Below are 21,340 nucleotides of genomic sequence, written 5' to 3' on the forward strand. Positions count from 1 at the left end.
CGACCTCAGCCTCCGACCGAAAGGGTGACCCAGGTGACCAGCACCACGATCCCCATCACCATCGCGAAGGCGTAGTGAAAGATGTAACCGGACTGCGCGCGGCCCGCGAGCCGGGTGAAGAAGGGGATGACCCCCATCGCAAGCCCGTTGATGCCGCCGTCGATGATCTTGCCGTCCCCGCCCTTCCACAACAGGCGGCCAAGCGCGCGGGCGGGCCGGACGAAGAGGAAGTCGTAGATCTCGTCGAAATACCACTTGTTCAGCAGGAACTGGTAGAGCGGGCGCTGGCTTTGCGCCAGGCGGCGCGGCAGCGACGGGTTGACGATGTAGAACAGGAAGGCCGTCGCGAAGCCGAGCAGCATGGCGACGAAGGGCGAGACCTTGACCCATTTCGGCACTTCGTGGGCGTCATTGAGCACGTGGTTGTCCGGGGCGTGGTGGATCGCCCCCTCGCCCGGTGCGCCGGTGAAGACGTAGTGATGCGTCTCGCCGTACCCACCCTCGGCCCCGTGGGCCTCGTCCATCGCGACGGCCTCCTCGCCATGGGCTTCGTCGGCGGCGGCATGGGTGTCTTCCTCGGCATGGGCCTCGTCGCCATGCGCGCCCTCCTCGGCATAGGGCACGCCGAAGAAGCGGGCGACGTCATTGGTGTGCCCGAAGAAGGAGTTGTACCAGACCATCCCCGAGAACACGGCGCCGATGGCCAGAACCCCCAGCGGGATCAGCATGACCTTGGGGCTTTCATGGGCGTGGTCATGGGTGTGCTTGTTGCCGCGCGGTTCCCCCCAGAAGGTCAGGAACATCAGACGCCAGCTGTAGAAGCTGGTGAACAGCGCCGCGATGACCAGCGACCAGAAGGCGAACTGGCCGATATCGCCGCCAAAGGCAAAGGCGCTTTCGATGACCGCGTCCTTCGAGGCGAAGCCGGCAAAGCCGATCCACCCGGTCAGCGGGATGCCGACACCGGTGATGGCCAGGGTGCCGATCAGCATGGCCCAGAAAGTGTAGGGCAGTTTCTTTCGCAGCCCGCCATAATTCCGCATGTCCTGCTCGTGATGCATCCCGTGGATGACCGAGCCCGCGCCGAGGAACAGCATCGCCTTGAAGAAGGCATGCGTCAGCAGGTGGAACATCGCGACGGAGTAGACGCCCACGCCGGCAGCCACGAACATGTAGCCCAGCTGCGAGCAGGTCGAATAGGCGATCACCCGCTTGATGTCGTTTTGAACCAGCCCAACGGTCGCGGCGAAGAAAGCGGTGACCGCGCCGATGATGACGACGAAATTCGTGGCGACCGGCGCATATTCCATGATCGGCGACATGCGGCAGACAAGGAACACGCCCGCCGTCACCATGGTGGCCGCGTGGATCAGGGCCGACACCGGCGTCGGGCCTTCCATCGCGTCCGGCAGCCAGGTGTGCAGCAGCAGTTGCGCCGATTTGCCCATCGCCCCGATGAACAACAGGAAGGCGATGGTGTTGGCCGCGTCCAGTTCCATCCCGAGGAAGTTGATCGTCATCTCGGCGAACTCGGCGCCCATCGGCAGGATCACGTCGAACTGGATCGAATCCGCCATCCAGAAGATCGCGAAGATCCCCAGCAGGAAGCCGAAATCGCCTACACGGTTGACGATGAAGGCCTTCATCGCGGCGGCCCCTGCCGACGGTTTGCGGTAATAGAACCCGATCAGAAGGTAGGAGGCGACGCCCACACCTTCCCAGCCGAAGAAGAGTTGCAGCAGGTTGTCGGCGGTCACCAGCATCAGCATGGTGAAGGTGAAGAACGACAGGTAGGCAAAGAAGCGCGGCTTGTAGCTTTCGCCTTCCTTGAAGTTGTCGTCATGGGCCATGTAGCCGAAGGAATACAGGTGCACGAGCGCCGAAACCGTCGTCACCACGATCAGCATGATGGTCGTCAGGCGGTCGACCCGGATGCCCCAGTCGGCAAAGAAGCTGCCGCTTTCGATCCAGGTGAACAGGCTGCGCGTCGTGGTCTCGCCGTCGAAGCCGAGGAAGACCACCCAGCTCAGCACGCAGGACAGGAACAGCAGCGCCGTCGCCGTGACGCAGGCCGCCTGTTCGCCGATCATCCGCCAGGTGAAGCCGCAGATCAGGGCGCCGACCAGGGGCGCGAATAGCAGGATCGTTTCCATCTGGTCAGCCCTTCATGTTCGAGACGTCTTCGACCGCGATATCTCCGTGGTTCCGGAAGAAACACACGAGGATCGCAAGGCCGATCGCGGCCTCGGCCGCGGCCACGGTCAGGATGAACAGTGTGAAGATCTGCCCCGTCAGATCGCCCAGGTAGTGCGAAAAGGCGACGAGGTTGATGTTGACCGACAGCAGTATCAGTTCGATCGACATCAGGATGATGATGACGTTCTTCCGGTTCAGGAAGAGGCCAAAGATGCCGATGACGAACAACGCCGCGGCCACCGTCAGGTAGTGTTCAAGACCAATCGTCATGTCGTCCCTCCGCGAGGCCCCTGCCCCGCACCGTCAATCCACACATGCCACGTTCGCTCGTGGTCTTAGCATGTTCTCTGGGGCTGCGCCTTACAGGCCCTGCCCCGGTTTCACGTCCTTCAGTTCCATCGCCTTGGCCGGGTCGCGGTACATCTGCGCCAGAACGTTCTGGCGCTTGACGTCGGCGCGGTGGCGCAGCGTCAGCACGATGGCGCCGATCATCGCCACCAGCAGCACCAGCCCCGAAAGCTGGAACGGCAGCATGTAGCGGTCATAGAGCAGCGCGCCGATCGCCTGCGTGTTATGGATCTCGTCAGGCGCCGGGGTCGGGTTGACCAGCCGGGCTTCCATCCCCTCGGAATAGGTCCAGGTGCCATAGGCCAGCACCAGCTGCATCAGCAAGACCACTCCGATCAGCAAGGCGATCGGCAGGTATTTCGACATCTCCGCCCGAAGCTGGGCAAAGTCGACATCCAGCATCATGACCACGAACAGGAACAGCACCGCGACCGCGCCGATATAGACGATCACCAGCAGCATGGCGACGAACTCGGCGCCGAGCAGGATGAACATGGTCGCCGCGCTGATGAAGCACAGGATCAGCCAAAGCACCGAATGCACGGGGCTGCGCGACGTGACCGTCAACAGACCCGCCACGATGATCGTGACCGAGTAGACATAGAAGGTGATATCAGCAACGTTCATCGCCCGGTCACTCCTTCTCTCCGTCGATGACCTCTTTCGCGAGGTCCATCGCCTTGTTCATCGCCGGAACACCGCCGAACAGCGCGGCCATCGCGATGGTTTCCGCGACTTCCTGGCTGCTCGCCCCGGCCTCGATGGCGTGGCGCACGGTCAGGCGCACCTGTGCCTCGGCCTGCGCGCCCTGGATCGTCAGGCCCATCAGGGTCAGCAACAGGCGCGTCTTGGCGTCCAGCCCCTGCGGGTTGAACTGCTTGCCCATGAACATTTCCAGCATGTCGGCGGGCACGGTCGGCCAGGCCTTGTCAAAGCCGAGCGGGCTCATGTTGGCCAGCGCCGGGTTCACGGCCTTGACCCAGGTCTCGGCCATTTCCTGGGACTGGCGCATCATCGCTTCGAACGGGTTTGTGGGCTTGTCGGATGTCATCGGTAGGGCGCATCCATTTCAAGGTTGCGGGCGATCTCGGCTTCCCAGCGCTCCCCGTTCTCCAGAAGCTTGGCCTTGTCGTAGAACAGCTCTTCGCGGGTTTCGGTGGCAAACTCGAAATTCGGCCCTTCGACGATGGCATCGACCGGGCAGGCCTCCTGGCAGAAGCCGCAATAGATGCACTTGGTCATGTCGATGTCGTAGCGCGTCGTGCGGCGGCTGCCGTCGTCGCGCGGTTCGGCATCGATGGTGATCGCCTGCGCGGGACACACGGCCTCGCACAGCTTGCAGGCGATGCAGCGTTCCTCGCCATTCGGGTAGCGGCGCAGCGCGTGCTCTCCGCGGAAACGAGGGGAAAGCGGCCCCTTCTCGTGCGGGTAGTTCAGCGTGACCTTGGGCGCGAAGAAATACTTCAGGCCCAGCTTCATGCCTTTGAAGAAATCGGCCAGAAGGAAGTATTTCGCGGCGCGGGTATAGTCGATCTGGGTCATGTCAGCCCCCCACCATCCAGCGGGCATAGGCGCCGCCGAACATCTCGAATTTCGCGGCGAAGGCCACCAGCACCACCCACACCAGCGAGAAGGGCAGGAACACTTTCCACCCCAGCCGCATCAGCTGGTCATAGCGGTAGCGCGGCACGATCGCCTTCACCATCGCGAAGAGGAAGAAGAAGAAGGCCATCTTCGCCACCATCCACAACGGGCTGTCGGGGATGAAGGGGATGGGCGACAGCCAGCCGCCGAAGAACAGCAGCGTGATCAGCGCGCACATCAGGAAGATGGCGATGTATTCGCCCGCCATGAACAGCAGGAACGGCGTCGAGGAATATTCCACCTGGTAGCCCGCGACCAGTTCCGATTCCGCCTCGGGCAGGTCGAAAGGCGGGCGGTTCGTCTCGGCCAGCGCCGAGATGAAGAACAGGAACACCATCGGCAGGTGCGGCAGCCAGTACCAGTTGAACAGGCCGAAATCCCCGTCCTGCGCGCGCACGATGTCACCGAAATTCATCGAGCCCGTGGAGATGATTACCCCGATGATGATCAGGCCGATCGACACCTCGTAGGAAATCATCTGCGCCGCCGAGCGCAGCGAGCCGAGGAACGGGTATTTCGAGTTCGACGCCCAGCCCCCCATGATGACGCCATACACCTCCAGCGAGGAGACGGCGAAGACATAGAGGATGGCGACGTTGATATCGGCCAGAACCCAGGTGTCGTTGAACGGAATCACCGCCCAGGCGATCAGCGCCAGCACGAAACTGGTGATCGGCGCGAGGATGAAGACGGGCCGGTCGGCACCGGCGGGCACCACGACCTCTTTCACCACGTATTTCAGGGCGTCGGCCACCGTCTGCAACAGGCCGAAAGCGCCCACCACGTTCGGGCCCCGGCGCATCTGGACGGCAGCCCAGATCTTGCGGTCGCCGTAAACAAGGAACAACAGCGAGATCATCACGAACCCGACCACCAAGAGGCTTTGCGCCGCCATGATCAGGATCAGGCCCGGTGTCGTCGAAAAGAAGCCGTCCATTGGTCGTCCTCAAACCGTCGGTATGCCTAGCTCGGCGCAGTCGGCCGCCACGATCTCGGCGTCCAGTGTCTGCAACCCTCGCGGGAGCGCCGGCGAAACGGTGTAAACCGCATCTGCGACCCAAACGCCACCCTCTTCGTACACATTTGTGCGCAGATGTCGCGCGAATCCGAAACCCCGGATCAGAGTGTATTGCGCAGCGGCGCACCGCGCATAGGCACTAAGCTCATCCCGCGTTGCCACACCTGTCATTTGTACCCTGAAATTCACCAGATCGTCATCCAGAAGCCGCGTCTCGACGCCGTCATAGCTCGCAGGCGGCTGCGTGCCGGGTTCCGGCCCTTCCGGCTGGCACGCAGCCAAGGCCAGAACGGCGGCCAACGCCGCCGAGGCCTTGAACCCGGTTGTCTTGCTCAAAACCGGTTACTCCGCCGCCATGGGCGCGTTGGCGCGGGCCTTGGCGTTGGCGCTCAGCTCGGCCATGACGGTCGAGGCCCGTGCGACCGGGTTCACCAGGTAGTGGTCGTGGATCGCGAGGACGAAATCCGCCTTGGCAAGCGGCTTGGCCGGAAGCGGCAGCCACTCGTTCTCGATCACTTCATCGACCAGTTCGAGGTAGGGCACGTCCGCGACCACCTCATGGCGGAGTTGCGCCAGCGTGTTCCATGGCAGCGTCTTGCCGACCTCGGCCGAAAGGGCGCGCAGGATGGCCCAGTTTTCCTTGGCCTCGCCCGGCGGGAAACTGGCGCGGAAGGCCAGTTGCGGGCGGCCTTCGGTGTTCACGAACAGCCCCGCCTCTTCCGGGTAGGCCGCGGCAGGCAGAATGACGTCGGCGCGATGTGCACCCCGGTCGCCATGGCTGCCCTGGTAGATCACGAAAGCGCCCGGATCGATGTCGATCTCGTCCGCGCCCATGTTGTAGATCACGTCGGCCCCGTCGGTCGCGGCGGACATCCCGCCCTCGGTCACGGCGTCGACATCCATGGCGCCGACACGCCCGGCGGCGGTGTGCAGGATCAGCAGGCCCGAGCCGGTCTCCTCGGCCAGTTTCATCGCGGCGGCCAGAACGGCCTCGCCATCGGCCTCGCGCAGCGCGCCCTGCCCAACGATCACGATGGACGGCTTTTCGCGAATCTCGTCGCCATGCGACCCGCCCACAAGGCTTTCCAGCGCGGCGCGGTCGGTCCCGAGATGGTCGTAGTCATAGGTCAGGTCCACCGCCGGGCCGATCAGGCCGACCGAGGCGCCGGCCAACCAAGCCTTGCGGATACGGGCGTTCAGAACCGGGGCCTCGACGCGCGGGTTGGTGCCGATCAGCATCACGGCCCTGGCGCTGTCGATCTCCTCGATCGCCGCCGTTCCGACATAGCCCGAGCGGTTCCCGGCAGGCAGTTTCGCCCCATCGGTGCGGCATTCGACATTGCCGCCCAGCCCTTCGATCAGCGTCTTGAGGCTGAACGCCGCCTCGACCGGGGCCAGATCCCCGACCAGGCCCGCCAACTTGCTGGCACCGCGCATCGCGTCCGCGGCGGTCGACAGGGCCTCGGGCCAGCTGGCCGGGCGCAGTTTGCCGTTCTCGCGGATATAGGGGCGGTCGAGGCGCTGGCGGCGCAGCCCGTCCCAGACATAGCGCGAGCGGTCGGCCAGCCATTCCTCGTTCACCCCGTCATTATTGCGGGGCAGGATGCGCATGACCTCGCGGCCCTTGGTGTCGACGCGGATGTTCGACCCGAGCGCATCCATCACGTCGATGGTTTCGGTCTTGGTCAATTCCCAGGGCCGCGCGGTAAACGCGTAGGGCTTGTTCGTCAGCGCGCCGACCGGGCACAGATCGACGATGTTGCCCTGCAATTCGCTGTCCAGCGTCTGGCCCAGGTAGCTGGTGATCTCGGCATCTTCGCCGCGACCGGTCTGGCCCATCTGGGTGATGCCCGCGACCTCGGTGGTGAAGCGGACACAGCGCGTGCAGGAGATGCAGCGCGTCATGTGGGTTTCGACAAGCGGCCCGAGGTCCAGATCCTCGGTGGCGCGCTTGGGCTCGCGGTAGCGGCTGAAATCAACGCCATAGGCCATGGCCTGGTCCTGGAGATCGCACTCGCCGCCCTGGTCGCAGATCGGGCAATCCAGCGGATGGTTGATGAGCAGGAACTCCATCACCCCTTCGCGCGCCTTCTTCACCATGGGCGAGTTCGTCTTGACAACGGGCGGCTGGCCTTCGGGCCCGGGGCGCAGGTCACGCACCTGCATGGCGCAGGACGCGGCGGGCTTGGGCGGGCCGCCGACCACCTCGACAAGGCACATGCGGCAGTTGCCGGCAATCGACAGACGCTCGTGGTAGCAGAATCGGGGAATCTCGATCCCGGCCTCTTCACAGGCCTGAATCAGGGTCATGGCCGGATCGACCTCGATCTCGCGGTCGTCGATGATGATCTTGCGCAGGTCGCTCATGGGGTAGGTCCCTTCCTGGACCGCCGGGCGGGTGGTCTGGTCCTGTCCCGCCGGCGGTATGCCACGATAGACCGCCTTCTAACCGCCTCGGAGCAGTCTGCCAATCTGCGAACCCGAAGAAATTTCGTCGCGCCCGACACGGCAGATCCCGTCATTGTCGCGCCACTCGACGCCGCGTTCGGCGAAATAGGCGCGGGCGATCTCGGTATAGCGGTCCTGTTCGTCCTCGTTCTCGACGTAATCCTCGATTTCGTCGCGGGTGAATCCAAGGCCCTCGGCATGGGTCACAAGGCCTTGCAGAAAGGCATAGGCCCGGATCGGGCGGGCCGAGATGTCATCGCAGCGCCGGTCGATCCGGCGGCCCACGGCAAACACCGTCAGGCCGCTGCGCAGCGTCGGATCATCGCGCAGGACCTGCCAGCGATCCTCCTGGGCATGCCCGATCGTCGTGAAGAGGCCCGTCACCACCGCAAGGGCGCAGGCCATCATGATCTTCATTTCCGTCTTCATTCGTTCGCCTAAACTCGGGGAAAGCCCCGTTTCCGCGCTCGATCTGGACGCGGTCGGCCTTGTTATTCAATGACACGATGAAGTGAGCGCCCCACTGGGCGCGATTTCGCCGCCGGCGGATGCGCGGTGCTCAGAGCCGCACCCCCCAGAAGGTGACGATCAGCCAGACCAGCGTAATCACGACCGCGATGGAGAGAACGCCATAGACGGCCGCCTCCATCCGCTCGGGGGAATTCAGAATCAGCGCCACCGCGGCGGCCAGCATCGCGCCCATCACGATCCCGAGGATCGATCCGCCCACGCCCCAGCCATAGCCGAGAATCATGCCCGTGACGCAGCACGACAAATAGATGAAGGTGAGCCCGTACCAGTAAAAACGAACCATGTTACCTGCCCTCGATTCAGCCTCGTGTCGGCGCTGTCGGGCTTGCCCCCGCGCCGAACCTCTTTTTGTGGGCCAACCATAGGGAAACGCTGACAAATCGGCAACGCGTTGGGGCACGCGACAGCCAGCATTGCGCGAAAGCTGTGGCGCGAATGCCGCGCCAGACTGCAGGGGGCGTCAGATACGGGCGCAGCGGCCGGTCACGACCAGGTCACCGTTTTCAAGGCGGCTGACCGCCCAGTCGCCGGTTGCCGGATCCATCACCCAATCGATCTCGGAATTGCCGTAGCGGTCCACGCAGTGCGACGTGGCCGGGTAGCGCAGGCTTTCGCGCGCTTCTGCCAGAGAGGCGCCCGGTGCGCGGGCGGTGACGGTGAAGTCGCGCTGTGTCTCGCCGGTTCTCAGCGACGCGGCATACGGCAGGTCGACCGATTGGTTCGAGCCTGTCCCGCCAACGAAGTTCGAAACCCGCTGGCCGATTCCACAGCCCGCCAAGGGCACGGCAAGGCAAAAGACCAAACCGATGCGAAGCACTGACGACATGATCTTCCTCCGACTTCTTTTCATTCGTTGAACAGGTTTTGCACCATCGCCCCGCATGGGTAGCCAGCCGGCAGGGCCGCCCCTGCACTCGGCAACGCAATCGCGATCAGGGCAGCAGCCCTCACCGGATCACTCGGCAGCGACCTGGACCGTGCCGTCCCGGCGCGTGCGGATCCGATCCTCGATCTCGTCGCGGAAATTGCGGATCAGGCCCTGGATCGGCCAGGCCGCCGCATCGCCGAGCGCGCAGATCGTGTGGCCCTCGACCTGCTTGGTCACCTCGAAGAGCATGTCGATTTCCTCAACCCGCGCCTCGCCGCGCACGAGGCGATCCATCACCCGCATCATCCAGCCCGTGCCTTCACGACAGGGCGTGCACTGGCCGCAGCTTTCGTGCTTGTAGAATTTCGACAGGCGCCAGATCGCCTTGATGATGTCGGTCTGCTTGTCCATCACGATGACCGCCGCCGTACCGAGGCCCGACTGCAACTCGCCGCGCAGGTAGTCGAAATCCATGATCGCGTCGCGCATGTTCTCGCCGCGCACGCAAGGCACCGAGGACCCGCCGGGGATCACCGCCTTGAGGTTGTCCCACCCGCCGCGAATCCCGCCGCAATGCCGGTCGATCAGTTCTTCGAAGGTGATCGACATCGCCTCTTCGACGACGCAGGGGTTGTTCACGTGGCCCGAGATCGCGAACAGTTTGGTGCCCGCGTTGTTGGGGCGGCCAAAGCCCGCGAACCATTCCGCGCCCCGGCGTAGGATCGTCGGCACGACGGCAATCGATTCGACGTTGTTCACCGTGGTCGGGCAGCCATAAAGCCCCGCCCCCGCCGGAAACGGCGGCTTCATGCGCGGCATGCCCTTGCGCCCTTCGAGCGATTCGAGCAGCGCGGTTTCCTCGCCGCAGATATAGGCGCCCGCACCGTGATGCAGGTAGAGGTCGAAATCCCAACCGGAATTCGCGGCGTTCTTGCCCAAAAGGCCCGCGTCATAGGCCTCGTCGATGGCGGCCTGAAGCGCCTCGCGCTCGCGGATGTATTCACCGCGGATGTAGATGTAGCAGGCATGGGCCTGCATCGCGAAAGACGCGATCAGGCAGCCCTCGATCAGGGTATGCGGATCATTGCGCATGATCTCGCGGTCCTTGCAGGTGCCCGGCTCGGATTCGTCGGCATTGACCACGAGGTAGCTGGGCCGCCCGTCGGATTCCTTGGGCATGAAGGACCACTTGAGACCGGTCGGGAAGCCCGCGCCGCCCCGGCCGCGCAAGCCGCTGGCCTTCATGATCTCGATAATCTTGTCACGGCCAAGGCCGATCAGGTCCTTGGTGCCATCCCAATGGCCGCGCTTTTGCGCCCCGGCAAGCGTGCGCTCGTGCATGCCGTAGATATTGGTGAAGATCCGGTCTTTGTCCTGCAGCATATCCAGCTTTCCGTTCGCTCTTGTCCGTCGCGCGGGCCTTGGTCCGGTCAGGCCCCGGTGTCCTCCGGCCTACCCCCTGTCGGGATCGGACCGGCGCGCTTTCCATACCCAATACGTCACAACAAGCGCCCATACCAGTGCGGCAATCGCCGCAAGATCCATCAGGAAGGCATAGCGCAGCGGCCAGCCCATCTGCCCGCCGATGTATTGACCGCCCATCCACAGCAGCATGGTCGCCGCGATCACCAGCGCCGCGCGCCGTCCCTGCCGGGCAAGCCGGCGGTCCCGATCCGTGACGGTGATTTTCGATCGTGCGGGCATGGGCAGTGGTCTCGCGGTCCTTCGGGCCACGACCTAGCGTGCCGACAAGCGCGGAGCAATCCCCGCGCCTGTCACGATCCTTTGCGCCTCAGGCCGTCCGCGCCTGCGCCTGCGCGATCAGGTCATAGCGGGCGCAGGTCATCTTGAAGCCCGGCTGTTGATCGTTCAGCCACGCCACGCCGTCCTCGTCCAGGGTGGCGATCTGGTCGAAATGGAAAATGCCGAACTCGTTCAGCGCCTCGGCCAGCTTGGCGCCGACACCCTTCAACTCGGTCAGGTCGTCCGCCACACCGCCGCGTGGCGCGTCCAGCAGGTGCGGGCTTGGGCCCAGGGCCTCTTCCGCGACCGGCGCATCCGCCACGACCTCGGGCGTCTCGGCCACAGGTGCCGGGGCCTCATGCAACGGCACGACCGTCGCGACAGGTGAGGGATCGGATGTTTCGGACGCGAGATCGGCGCGGCCGGCACGACCGATGGCCGACCAGAAGGTCGAGGGCGCCGTCAGCCCCAGTTCGATGGCCTGCACGGTCGCATTGCTCAGGAACGCGACGTTATAGGCGGACAGTTCCAGAAAGGAACGCTGCGCGGCCTGACCGCGCAGCCAGATGTCTTCGGCAAGGTTCATGACCTACTCCTCGGGTTGTGTTCACACAGCCTCCCGAAGATCAGTATACATCACCTTTATCGACTCGTTGCGAAAATTCCGTTTCTTCGCCAGAGGCGAGAAGCCGCGCCTGTTCGACCCAGTTGTCGCGGGTCACGCGCCCCTTGAACCCTTCGAGGTTCTGGTCAACCCAGGCGACCTCTTCTGCCGTCCAGGCGGCAATCTGGTCGAAATGGTAGAAGCCGAGGCTGTTGCACAGTTTCTCCAGTTTCGGGCCGATCCCCTTGATGCGCTTGAGGTCATCGGCTGCGCCACCGCGCGGAGCCGACAGCGCCTCGGGGCGGGTGCCTTCCCCCTCGACCTCGACCGCCGCCGGGGCAGGCTCGGGTGCGGGGGCCGGTTCCGGAGCCTCAGCCGCGGGCGCGGGCTCGGGCGCCGCGGCGGGGGCGCTTGCCGCGGGCGCGGGTGCGGCGCTGGCCGGCGCAGGCGCTTTCGGCGCGGCAGCCGCGTCGGCATCCCCCGGCGCGCGCGCCGCGGGCATCGGGCCGCACATCGTCACCATCAGCAGAACGCCGAGGACCAAGATCAAGATTACACTCACATACAGCGCCTGGATCAGGGTCCAATCCCCCACGATCATCAGCATCGCCATGGCAATCAGCCCGACGAGGGCCGCAACCCCCCAGCTGACAGCCGCACAAATCAGACCTTGAACACTGTTCATGATCCACATCCCCCTGTCACTCGATGGTCAGTTCACGGGTAGTTGTAACCCGAGAATTTCCGCCTGTCTGCAACGCTGTTAGCCTGACGGAACAGTTCGCTGTCCGGCGCGGCAGACACACAACAGGCCCGGACTGCAAGGACCGGGCCTGTTGCGCAGCGTTGGAACATGGCGCTCAATCGTCCGCGACGTCGGCCTTTCGCGCATCGAGGACGGCGTCGAAATCGGTCACCAGCGCAAATTGCAGCACCAGGCCGGTCGCAATGGCCGCACCCACTGCGCCCACGACGCCCACGATCACCCAAAGGTGGAAAAAGCCGACGGCCACAAAGGCAACCGTGATCCCGACGATCGCGGCAATCGACCAGCTGGCAAGCGCGAGAAGGAATTGACGGCCGGTTCGGATCTTCAGCATTTCGGGCACCTTTCAAGATTATGCTACAAGCGCGAGGTCAAAGCGCGGGGGGAGATCCCCGCGCAGGAGAGTTGGTGTTGGTCAGGGGAATGCCGTCGCCTGCACCTCAGCCTTCGGCGGCCAGGGCGCGGGCCTGCGCGATCCAGTCGTCACGCTCGATCCGGCCCTTGAATTTCAGGCGATTGTCGACCCAGGCGATCTGCTCGGGGGTCCAGGCGGCGATCTGGTCGAAATGGTAGAAGCCCAGTTCGTTCAGCACACCTTCCAGTTTCGGGCCGACCCCCGAAATCCGTTTCAGATCGTCGGCCCCACCTTCGCGCGGGCCGCTCAACAGCTCCGGCTGTTCCTCGGGCCGGTCCGCCGCGCCTTCGGCCTCCGCTGCGGCGGCGGGTGCCCCGCTTGCGGGATGCGCCGTGCCCTGCACGGCGGCCTCGCGCTTGTCGATCCCGGTCTCGTCCGCCGGCACATCCTCGGCCAGCACGGGTTTTTTCGGCGTCGGCTCCACATCCACGTCGCGGCCCGACTGCTTGCCCCAGGGCGCCAGCAGCGGCACCTCGGTCCCGTCGATCCGCTTGATCGTGTCCCCGATATCGGCCGCAAGACGCGCCGAGGCGTTCAGCGGGTCCCGCCCCGCCTCGTGCTCGGTCAGCGAGGTCAGCCCGTTCGCGGGCTCCGAGGCGTAGCGCCCGTTCTGCGGCCCCGGCGTGGGCACGCGACCGGCGGCCATCTCGTCGATGATCCAGGCGAGCTTCTCTGCGGTCAGATCCTCGTAGTAATCCTTGCCGATCTGCGCCATCGGCGCGTTGGCGCAGGCGCCGAGGCATTCCACCTCTTCCCAGCTGAACTTGCCGTCGGCGGACAATTCATGCGCATTGGCCGCGATCTTGTCCTTGCAGACGGCGACCAGATCCTCGGCGCCGCAGATCATGCACGATGTCGTGCCGCAGATCTGCAGATGCGCCACCGATCCGACCGGCTGCAGCTGGAACATGAAGTAGAAGGTCGCCACCTCCAGCGCCCGGATATAGGCCATGTCCAGCATATCGGCGACATATTCGATGGCCGGCCGCGTCAGCCAGCCTTCCTGTTCCTGGGCCCGCCACAACAGCGGAATGATCGCGCTGGCCTGCCGGCCCTCGGGATATTTCGTGATCTGCGCCTCGGCCCAGGCCCGGTTGGCGGGCGTGAAGGCGAAACTGTCAGGTTGGTCGGGGTGGAGGCGTCTGAGCATGGCGTCCTGTCCGTCGGTCGTCCGTTCGGGCGACGGGTTGCCACGTCGGGCCGGGAATGTCCATGCGCCGTTTTGTGCGCAGCCGCATACAGGCGTCGAAAATCACGGCGACCGGGCCTCGGGCCCGCCGCTCAGTCCTGCGCCGCCGCCTCGCCCGCACCCAGCAGCGCCGCCGCCTCTGCGCCGGTGCATGGCCCCCAGTTGACCAGTGTCAGCGTCCCGTTGCCGGTCGGGCGCAAGATGCCGTCCTGCATCAGCGCGATCGCCATGGGCGGGAAATCATCCGCCGTCAGCCCCGCTTCGAACAGGACCATGTTGGTCGCCTCCTCGTGCAGCACGCAGCCGAACTGCGCGATGGTTTCCGCCAAGGGAAAGCCGATATGCGCCTCGGGCGTTGGCGCATCCTCGGCCCAGGCGGGAACGGCAAGGCAGGCGCTGGCAAGAACCGGGGCGATCCGCATGGCAAAACTCCTGTGATGGCGTCTGACACCATCGGTGCCAGACGCCGCCGCGCTTGTCCATTGACGGAAAACCCCACCCGGGGCGGCCCATCCCCTCTTTATCCCCTGAAAATGCCGGGGGAGCCGCGCAAAGCGCGGCGGGGGCAGAGCCCCCGAACACGCGCCGAAGGCGCGCGGGTCGACGCGCGGCACGCGCGGCGAAGCCGACAACCAAAAAGGCCGCGCTCCGTCGCGGGCGCGGCCTTGATCAAATGCGGTGGTGTCGGTGCTACCGGTCCACCTCGCCGAACACGATATCGAGCGAGCCGAGGATGGCCGACACATCCGCCAGCTGGTGGCCGGTGCACATGTAATCCATCGCCTGCAGATGGGCGAAGCCCGGCGCGCGCAGCTTGGCGCGGTAAGGTTTGTTCGTGCCATCCGCCACGAGGTAGACGCCGAACTCGCCCTTGGGCGCCTCGACCGCGGCATAGATCTCGCCCTCGGGGACGTGGAACCCCTCGGTATAAAGCTTGAAGTGATGGATGAGCGCTTCCATCGAGGTCTTCATGTCCGAGCGTTTCGGCGGCGTCAGCTTGCCCCGCGCCAGCACATCGCCCTGGTTCTCCGGCATCCGCAGCTTCTCGATGGCCTGGTGGATGATGTGGATCGACTGGCGCATCTCCTCCATCCGGCAGAGATAGCGGTCATAGCAGTCGCCGTTCTTGCCGATGGGGATCTGGAACTCGAACTCGTCGTAGCATTCATAGGGCTGCGCGCGCCGCAGGTCCCAGGCAAAACCCGACCCGCGCACCATCACGCCCGAGAACGCCCAGTTCTGAATGTCTTCCTCGGTGACGATGCCGATATCGACATTGCGCTGCTTGAAAATGCGGTTTTCCGTCAGCAGCCCGTCGATATCGTCGAGAACCTTGGGGAATTCCCTGGCCCATTCCTCGATATCGTCGATCAGCTTGGGCGGAAGGTCCTGGTGCACGCCGCCGGGGCGGAAATAGGCCGCGTGCAGACGCGCGCCCGAGGCGCGTTCGTAGAAGACCATCAGCTTCTCGCGTTCCTCGAACCCCCAGAGCGGCGGGGTCAGCGCGCCCACGTCCATCGCCTGGGTCGTCACGTTCAGCAGGTGGTTCAGGATGCGCCCGATCTCGCAATACAGCACGCGGATCAGTTGCGCCCGGCGCGGCACCTCGACGCCGGTCAGCTTCTCGATGGCGAGGCACCAGGCATGTTCCTGGTTCATCGTGCCCACGTAATCGAGCCGGTCGAAATAGGGCAGGTTCTGCAGGTAGGTGCGGCTCTCCATCAGCTTTTCGGTGCCACGGTGCAGCAGCCCGATATGCGGGTCGCAGCGCTCGCAGATCTCGCCGTCCAGCTCCAGCACAAGGCGCAACACGCCGTGGGCCGCCGGGTGCTGCGGCCCGAAGTTGATGTTGAAGTTCCGAATATGCTGTTCGTGCGTCTCCGCGTCGTGGAACCCGCGCGGATCGTCCATCGAGCCGTCCATCATGTCTCACATCTCATCGGTCGTTCGGCGCGCCACGGCGCCATTTCGGATGTAAGCCCCCTCTGCCATTGCCGGGCACTGGCATGCAAGGACTCGATTGCCGCAAGTATCGTCATGCGCCGCCCCATCGGGCCGGAACGCGGTCTTTGAACCGATCATAGACCTGTTCGTAGCTGGAGGCAAAAACCTCGCGCGCTTGCGCGGCCAGATCCTTCGGCATCGCCACCTTGCCAAACCGGCTGGGGTTCGGATTCTCGACCGCGCCGATCGTCTCTCGCGCAAGGCCCGCGAACTCCAGCACAGCGTCGTAACTCTCCTGCGTGAACAGCGTCTCGAAGAAGGCGACATGCATCCGCCCCTCCCCCAGCGCGGGCGCGGACAAGAGCGCGGCATAGTCCGACCGGCGCCGGTGCGGATCATGCGGATCGGCGAGGGCGAGCCGCGCCAGGTGAACGAGGCTCTCCTCCGTCATCCCGTTGGCCAGTTGCACCCGGTGGGCGTGGCGAATCCCCGACCAGAACCGCGCCACGGGATCGCGCAGCAGCAACAGAAACCGCACATCGGCATGCAGGGCGCGCATCTCGTTGAAAACCTCGGGCGCCAGCAACCCGTAAGCGGGCGTGAACTCATGCAGCACGGGTTGTCCGCCATAGCCCCAGCGAAACATGTCGACATAGCCGGAGTGATCGCAGGGGTCGGGCCGCACCATCAGGCTGGTGGACCATTTCTTGCGCCAGAAACGCTGCGGCAGGTTCCGCACGAACCGGTCGCGCCGATTGGTGATCGCGCTGCGCCAGCGTTTGGCATCATGGAACGGCGCGCGGATGCGGTCCCAGTAATGCACTTCCTTGATCGGGGCATGCACCTCCGGGTGGGCGGCCAGCTTCCGTGCAAGCCATGTGGTGCCCGCCTTTTGCGCCCCGATCCCGATCAGGAGCGTACGGCCAAAATCGAAGGCGGTGTCGCCCGCGGGTGCCACGGGGATCAGGCCTTTTCCTCGGCTTTCTCGTCACCCGGCAGGATGTAATCCGCGCCTTCCCACGGGCTCATGAAATCGAACTGGCGGTATTCCTGAACCAGTTTCACCGGCTCGTAGACGACGCGCTTCAATTCGTCGTCGAAGCGAACCTCGGTATAGCCGGTGGTCGGGAAGTCCTTGCGCAGCGGATGCCCGCGGAAACCGTAATCGGTCAGGATGCGACGCAGGTCCGGGTTGCCCGAGAAAATGATCCCGAACATGTCGTAGACCTCGCGCTCGCACCACCCGGCCGAGGGGTGCGTCTCGACGATCGAGGGGACGATGTCATCCTCGCGCACGGCCGCTTTCACGCGGATGCGGTGGTTCTGGTACATCGACAGGAAATGCCAGACCACGTCGAAGCGGCGGTCGCGCTCGGGCCAGTCGACGGCGGTGATGTCCACCAGCGTCGAGAAGGAGCAGCTGCGATCCGACTTCAGGAACTCGATGAAGGTTGCGGCCTCGGACGCGCTGATCTCGACGGTCAATTCGCCATTGGTGATCGACGTCGCGCGCACGGCATCGGGCATCCGCTCCGAGACGTATTCGGCAAGCTCGCGCAGGGCCTCGTTGGTCATCTCTCGTCTCTCCCGTTCGGGTCTGTCGCCGCCCCGATCTCTGGTCGCTCAGCGCGTGATGGTGCCTTCGCGGCGGATCTTCCGCTGCAATTGCAGGATGCCGTAGAGCAGCGCCTCGGCCGTCGGCGGGCAGCCCGGCACGTACAGGTCCACCGGCACGATCCGGTCACAGCCGCGCACCACCGAATAGCTGTAGTGGTAGTAGCCGCCGCCATTCGCACAGGACCCCATCGAGATCACGTAGCGCGGCTCGGGCATCTGGTCGTAGACCTTGCGCAGCGCCGGGGCCATCTTGTTGGTCAGCGTGCCCGCCACGATCATCACGTCCGACTGGCGCGGCGTGGCGCGCGGCGCGATGCCGAAGCGTTCCGCGTCGTAGCGCGGCATGGAGGTGTGCATCATCTCGACCGCGCAACAGGCAAGGCCGAAGGTCATCCAGTGCAGCGACCCGGTGCGGGCCCAGTTGATCAGGTCCTCGGTCGAGGTGACGAGAAAGCCCTTGTCCTGCAATTGCCGGTTCAGCGCCTGCGTGGTGACCTCGCGGTCGGCCCCGGCGGTGTTCGGCCCTGTCATCACTCCCATTCCAGCGCCCCTTTCTTCCATTCGTAGGCGAAGCCCACCGTCAGAACGGCGAGGAAGACCATCATCGACCAGAAGGCCGTCATCGACATGTCGGCAAAGCTGACCGCCCAGGGAAACAGGAACGCGATTTCGAGGTCGAAGATGATGAAGAGGATCGACACGAGGTAGAATCGCACGTCGAACTTCATGCGGGCGTCGTCGAACGCGTTGAAGCCACATTCATAGGCCGACACCTTTTCAGGGTCCGGATTGCGCACCGCGATGATGACGGCGGCAAGGATCAGGACGAGGCCCAACCCGATCGCGATTCCCATGAAAATGAGAATCGGCGCGTAATTCGTCAGGAACTCTTGCACTCTAGGCCCTCCATGGCGGCGACTGCCTGTCCAAATGGGTCGCGTCCCGCTCGTGCGCACGGAACGGCTCCGGTCGTTTCTCGTGATCTACTCTCGACCCGCGGACGGGTCAACCGGGCCTCCTGCGTCAAACGGGCTTTTGGCACTGGCAGGAACACGCGTCACGCCCCCGGTCGCGGCCAGCGGTGGTGCATGTCGTCGATGACGTAGGCGTGGGCATGTCGCCCGTTTTGCAGCGGGTGCCGATCGAGATGCGGGTGATCCGGCGGCAGGTCGTCATGGGCGTGGTCAACGCTTCGCGGGTCGCCAGCGGGCCAGAGGCGCAGGGCGGCAAGGCTGGCGAAGGTCGCGCAGATCCCCAGGGCCAGCATCGCCTGCGGCAGCCCCAGCGCATCGCCGATCCAGCCCGCCATCGGGTAGGTCACCAGCCACCCCGCATGGCTGAGCGCGAATTGCGCAGTGAAGATCGCGGGCAGGTCCTCGGGGTGGACGGACCGGCGCAAAAGCCGCCCCGATGGAGTCAGGATCGCGGCGTAGAGCATCCCGAACAGCAGCCAGACCGCCAGCATCACGGGCCACTCCGGCAAGTCCGCGCGCAGCCAGTAAAGCGCGTAGCCCACGCTCGCCATCGACAGGGCAAAGGCCGCGCCGAGCATCACCGGCCTGTCCGGCACATGGTCGAGCAGGCGCGGCAAGCCCAGCGCGGCCAGCATCGAGCCGCCCCCGAAAGCGGCCAGCGCAATCGCGACCGCGCTTTCGGCCCCGCCATACTCCGCACGCACCAGCACGACCGTGTTCACGATCACGAAGGCCCCGGCCGAGGCGGCCGCGAAGTTCAGCATCCACAATCCGCGCAGCCTTGGCGTCCGGACATAGATGCGCACGCCCCGCGTCACCCGGTCGAGAAACGGACGCGCGCGCGCCGCGCCGCGTGGCGGAACAGCCGCGATCCGCACCAGCATCGCCGATCCGACGAAGCCCAGCGCCGTGCCCGCGAACAGCCAGTGGAAACTGACCAGCGTCAGCAGCAGCCCCGCCAGCGCCGGGCTGACCAGGTTCTCCAGCTCATAGGCCAGCCGCGACAGAGACAGCGCCCGCGTGTAATCACCCTCGTCGGGCAGGATGTCGGGGATCGTGGCCTGGAACGCAGGCGTGAAGGTGGCCGAGGCCGCCTGCAAGGCGAAGACGAGGGCATAGACCTGCCAGATCTGCGTGACGAAAGGCAGCGCCAGCACGATGGCCGCCCGCAGCAGGTCCGCCCCGATCAGGACCGCCTTGCGCGAGGCGCGTTCGACCAGAGCATTGGTGATCGGCGACAGGCCCACATAGGCCACCATCTTGATGGTCAGCGCGGTGCCAAGCACCGCGCCCGCGCTGTCGCCGGCCAGGTCATAGGCCAGCAGGCCAAGCGCCACGGTCATCAGGCCCGTGCCGATCAACGCGATGATCTGCGCCGCGAAGAGGCGCGCGAAAACCGGGTGGGACAGGACACTCAACATGCGCAGAGCCTAGCCTTGTCCGCCGCGTGATGCGACCCGGCGCGTTATGTTTTGCCGGCCATCTGGTCCCGCAATTCCCGGCGCAGGATCTTGCCGCTGGCCGATTTCGGGACACTCTCGACGAAGCGGTATTCGACCGGGTGCTTGTAATGGGCAAGGCAGCCCTCGCAATGGGCGCGCAACTCCCCCTCGCTCACCTCGCTCCCCGGCGCGCGCACGACGAAGGCCACGGGCACCTCGCCCGCTTCCTCGTCCGGGCGTCCGATCACGGCGGCATCCACGACGCCGGGATGGGCGATCAGGGCCGCCTCGACCTCGGCGGGGGCGACCTGGAAGCCCTTGAACTTGATCAGCTCTTTCAACCGGTCGCGGATCGACATGAAGCCGTCCTCGTCGATCACGGCCAGGTCGCCCGTGCGCAGCCAACCGCCCTCCACCAGCGACTCGGCGGTGGCCTCGGGGTTGTTCAGGTAGCCCTTCATCACCTGCGGGCCGCGCACCCACAGTTCCCCCTCCTCGTTCGGCCCGAGGTTGCGCATCGTCACCGGGTCCACGATCCGGCATTCGGTCGAGGGCACGGCCTGCCCGCTGGAGCCGTGGCGGACGTTGCCGCCGATGGTCATGTGGCTGATGGGCGACATCTCGGTCATGCCGTAGCCCTGCACCGACCGCGCGCCGAAGCGGTCGCCCACCGCCGCCTCGGTCTCCGGCCCCAGCGGGGCCGCGCCCGAAAAGATCTCCTCGACGCTGGACAGGTCGAATTGGTCCACCATCGGGTGCTTGGCCAGCGCCAGCGCCACGGGCGGCACGATATAGAGCCGCGTCGCACGGTGCGTTTCGATCAGCTTCAGGAACAGCTCCAGATCGAAACGCGGCATCGTCACCAACCTGGCCTGCTGCGCGAGGAACAGGTTCATCAACACCGTCATGCCGTAGATGTGGAAAAACGGCAGGAAGGCCACCGCCGTATCGTTCGGACCAACCCCGGCCACGGCACCCGACTGGGTCAGGTTGGCGACGAGGTTCGCATGGGTCAGCATCACCCCCTTGGGCTGACCGGTGGTGCCCGAGGAATAGGGCAGCACGACGATATGCTCGTCGAGATCCACCGGCGCCTGCGCCTCAAGCGGGGCGCCCATGACATCGTCCAGCGACAGGCTCCCCTCGCCGCCACCGCCGATCACGACCAGGTCGCGCACGGCGGTGCCCTTCATCCCGGCGCGGGCGACCTCTTCGAACATGGGGATCGTCACCAGAACCGTCGCCCCGGCATCTTCCAACTGGTGCTGGATCTCGGGCGCGGTGTAGGTGGGGTTCAGCGTCGTCACCGTCCCGCCGCCGAAGGCCACGCCGTGAAAGACCACAGTGTATTCGGGAATGTTGGGGGCCAGCAGTGCGACCGTTCCACCGGGCAGGATGCCCCGCTCGGTCAGCCCCCCGGCCAGCCGCTTGATCCCCTCGATCAAGGCACCTGCCGTCACTTCGCGGCCGGTTGGGCCGTCGATCATCGCCACCTCGTCCACGCGCGGCGCGAGACCCTGGAATAGCCGCTCGGTGATCGAGATACGTGGCACCTCGACCGTGCCGTGAAGGCTCGGAAAAATCGTCATCTGG

Annotated in this window: 25 protein-coding genes; all 25 read right to left on the reverse strand. The window is 65.1% G+C overall.

What is annotated here, in order from left to right; translation table 11 throughout:
- Positions 1-5: 5 nt before the first annotated feature.
- The 25 genes from nuoL to ABD923_RS08130 all read right to left on the reverse strand — a co-directional run bounded on the left by nuoL (position 6) and on the right by ABD923_RS08130 (position 21,336).
- Positions 6-2,153: an NADH-quinone oxidoreductase subunit L gene (gene nuoL / locus ABD923_RS08010; protein ID WP_259550157.1), complete on the reverse strand. Its 2,148-nt coding sequence runs from the start codon at positions 2,151-2,153 to the stop codon at positions 6-8.
- A 4-nt stretch (positions 2,154-2,157) separates the two neighbouring features.
- Entirely contained in the window at positions 2,158-2,466 is a 309-nt protein-coding gene (gene nuoK / locus ABD923_RS08015; protein ID WP_222191213.1) for an NADH-quinone oxidoreductase subunit NuoK, read from the reverse strand.
- A 90-nt stretch (positions 2,467-2,556) separates the two neighbouring features.
- The gene (locus ABD923_RS08020) at positions 2,557-3,171 is read right to left on the reverse strand and encodes an NADH-quinone oxidoreductase subunit J (RefSeq protein WP_259550158.1); all 615 of its coding nucleotides are present in this window, start codon (positions 3,169-3,171) and stop codon (positions 2,557-2,559) included.
- A 7-nt stretch (positions 3,172-3,178) separates the two neighbouring features.
- The gene (locus tag ABD923_RS08025; protein WP_259550159.1) at positions 3,179-3,595 is read right to left on the reverse strand and encodes a carboxymuconolactone decarboxylase family protein; all 417 of its coding nucleotides are present in this window, start codon (positions 3,593-3,595) and stop codon (positions 3,179-3,181) included.
- A complete protein-coding gene (gene nuoI, locus ABD923_RS08030) occupies positions 3,592-4,086 on the reverse strand; it encodes an NADH-quinone oxidoreductase subunit NuoI (RefSeq protein WP_222191210.1) in 495 nt (164 codons plus the stop codon). Before nuoI ends, ABD923_RS08025 begins: the two co-directional genes overlap by 4 nt.
- 1 nt (position 4,087) lies before the next feature.
- Positions 4,088-5,125, reverse strand: a complete 1,038-nt coding sequence (gene nuoH, locus ABD923_RS08035) for an NADH-quinone oxidoreductase subunit NuoH (protein WP_222191209.1) — start codon at positions 5,123-5,125, stop codon at positions 4,088-4,090.
- 9 nt (positions 5,126-5,134) lie between these two features.
- Positions 5,135-5,542 (reverse strand): hypothetical protein, encoded by a 408-nt coding sequence (locus ABD923_RS08040; protein ID WP_405048309.1) that lies wholly within the window; start codon positions 5,540-5,542, stop codon positions 5,135-5,137.
- 6 nt (positions 5,543-5,548) lie between these two features.
- Positions 5,549-7,573: an NADH-quinone oxidoreductase subunit NuoG gene (gene nuoG / locus ABD923_RS08045; RefSeq protein WP_259550160.1), complete on the reverse strand. Its 2,025-nt coding sequence runs from the start codon at positions 7,571-7,573 to the stop codon at positions 5,549-5,551.
- A 78-nt stretch (positions 7,574-7,651) separates the two neighbouring features.
- On the reverse strand, positions 7,652-8,071 hold the full coding sequence (locus tag ABD923_RS08050) for a DUF5333 domain-containing protein (RefSeq protein ID WP_345229455.1): 420 nt from the start codon (positions 8,069-8,071) through the stop codon (positions 7,652-7,654).
- A 142-nt stretch (positions 8,072-8,213) separates the two neighbouring features.
- Complete coding sequence (locus tag ABD923_RS08055) at positions 8,214-8,468, reverse strand: hypothetical protein (protein WP_259550162.1); 255 nt, start codon at positions 8,466-8,468, stop codon at positions 8,214-8,216.
- A 177-nt stretch (positions 8,469-8,645) separates the two neighbouring features.
- Entirely contained in the window at positions 8,646-9,011 is a 366-nt protein-coding gene (locus ABD923_RS08060) for a hypothetical protein (protein WP_259550164.1), read from the reverse strand.
- Positions 9,012-9,140: 129 nt separating this feature from the next.
- On the reverse strand, positions 9,141-10,436 hold the full coding sequence (gene nuoF, locus ABD923_RS08065; protein ID WP_259550165.1) for an NADH-quinone oxidoreductase subunit NuoF: 1,296 nt from the start codon (positions 10,434-10,436) through the stop codon (positions 9,141-9,143).
- Between the two features lie 69 nt (positions 10,437-10,505).
- On the reverse strand, positions 10,506-10,757 hold the full coding sequence (locus ABD923_RS08070) for a DUF5337 domain-containing protein (RefSeq protein ID WP_259550166.1): 252 nt from the start codon (positions 10,755-10,757) through the stop codon (positions 10,506-10,508).
- An 88-nt stretch (positions 10,758-10,845) separates the two neighbouring features.
- Positions 10,846-11,382, reverse strand: a complete 537-nt coding sequence (locus ABD923_RS08075; protein WP_259550167.1) for a hypothetical protein — start codon at positions 11,380-11,382, stop codon at positions 10,846-10,848.
- A gap of 40 nt (positions 11,383-11,422) precedes the next feature.
- Entirely contained in the window at positions 11,423-12,085 is a 663-nt protein-coding gene (locus ABD923_RS08080) for a hypothetical protein (protein ID WP_259550168.1), read from the reverse strand.
- Between the two features lie 175 nt (positions 12,086-12,260).
- Positions 12,261-12,500, reverse strand: a complete 240-nt coding sequence (locus ABD923_RS08085; RefSeq protein ID WP_259550169.1) for a hypothetical protein — start codon at positions 12,498-12,500, stop codon at positions 12,261-12,263.
- Between the two features lie 106 nt (positions 12,501-12,606).
- Positions 12,607-13,731 (reverse strand): NADH-quinone oxidoreductase subunit E, encoded by a 1,125-nt coding sequence (locus ABD923_RS08090; RefSeq protein ID WP_259550170.1) that lies wholly within the window; start codon positions 13,729-13,731, stop codon positions 12,607-12,609.
- A gap of 131 nt (positions 13,732-13,862) precedes the next feature.
- A complete protein-coding gene (locus tag ABD923_RS08095; RefSeq protein WP_222191198.1) occupies positions 13,863-14,192 on the reverse strand; it encodes a hypothetical protein in 330 nt (109 codons plus the stop codon).
- Positions 14,193-14,460: 268 nt separating this feature from the next.
- On the reverse strand, positions 14,461-15,696 hold the full coding sequence (locus tag ABD923_RS08100; protein ID WP_405048310.1) for an NADH-quinone oxidoreductase subunit D: 1,236 nt from the start codon (positions 15,694-15,696) through the stop codon (positions 14,461-14,463).
- A 109-nt stretch (positions 15,697-15,805) separates the two neighbouring features.
- On the reverse strand, positions 15,806-16,672 hold the full coding sequence (locus ABD923_RS08105) for a sulfotransferase (RefSeq protein ID WP_259550171.1): 867 nt from the start codon (positions 16,670-16,672) through the stop codon (positions 15,806-15,808).
- A 5-nt stretch (positions 16,673-16,677) separates the two neighbouring features.
- Positions 16,678-17,289: an NADH-quinone oxidoreductase subunit C gene (locus ABD923_RS08110; protein ID WP_259550172.1), complete on the reverse strand. Its 612-nt coding sequence runs from the start codon at positions 17,287-17,289 to the stop codon at positions 16,678-16,680.
- A 48-nt stretch (positions 17,290-17,337) separates the two neighbouring features.
- The gene (locus tag ABD923_RS08115; protein ID WP_259550555.1) at positions 17,338-17,862 is read right to left on the reverse strand and encodes a NuoB/complex I 20 kDa subunit family protein; all 525 of its coding nucleotides are present in this window, start codon (positions 17,860-17,862) and stop codon (positions 17,338-17,340) included.
- Positions 17,862-18,185 carry an NADH-quinone oxidoreductase subunit A gene (locus ABD923_RS08120; RefSeq protein ID WP_259550173.1) on the reverse strand — a complete coding sequence of 108 codons (324 nt, stop codon included), beginning with the start codon at positions 18,183-18,185 and terminating at the stop codon, positions 17,862-17,864. Before ABD923_RS08120 ends, ABD923_RS08115 begins: the two co-directional genes overlap by 1 nt.
- 203 nt (positions 18,186-18,388) lie before the next feature.
- Positions 18,389-19,726 (reverse strand): MFS transporter, encoded by a 1,338-nt coding sequence (locus ABD923_RS08125; RefSeq protein WP_259550174.1) that lies wholly within the window; start codon positions 19,724-19,726, stop codon positions 18,389-18,391.
- A 44-nt stretch (positions 19,727-19,770) separates the two neighbouring features.
- Complete coding sequence (locus tag ABD923_RS08130) at positions 19,771-21,336, reverse strand: AMP-binding protein (RefSeq protein WP_259550175.1); 1,566 nt, start codon at positions 21,334-21,336, stop codon at positions 19,771-19,773.
- Between the last annotated feature and the right edge of the window lie 4 nt (positions 21,337-21,340).

Source organism: [Roseibacterium] beibuensis, assembly GCF_039542305.1.
Lineage (GTDB): Bacteria > Pseudomonadota > Alphaproteobacteria > Rhodobacterales > Rhodobacteraceae > Roseibacterium > Roseibacterium beibuensis.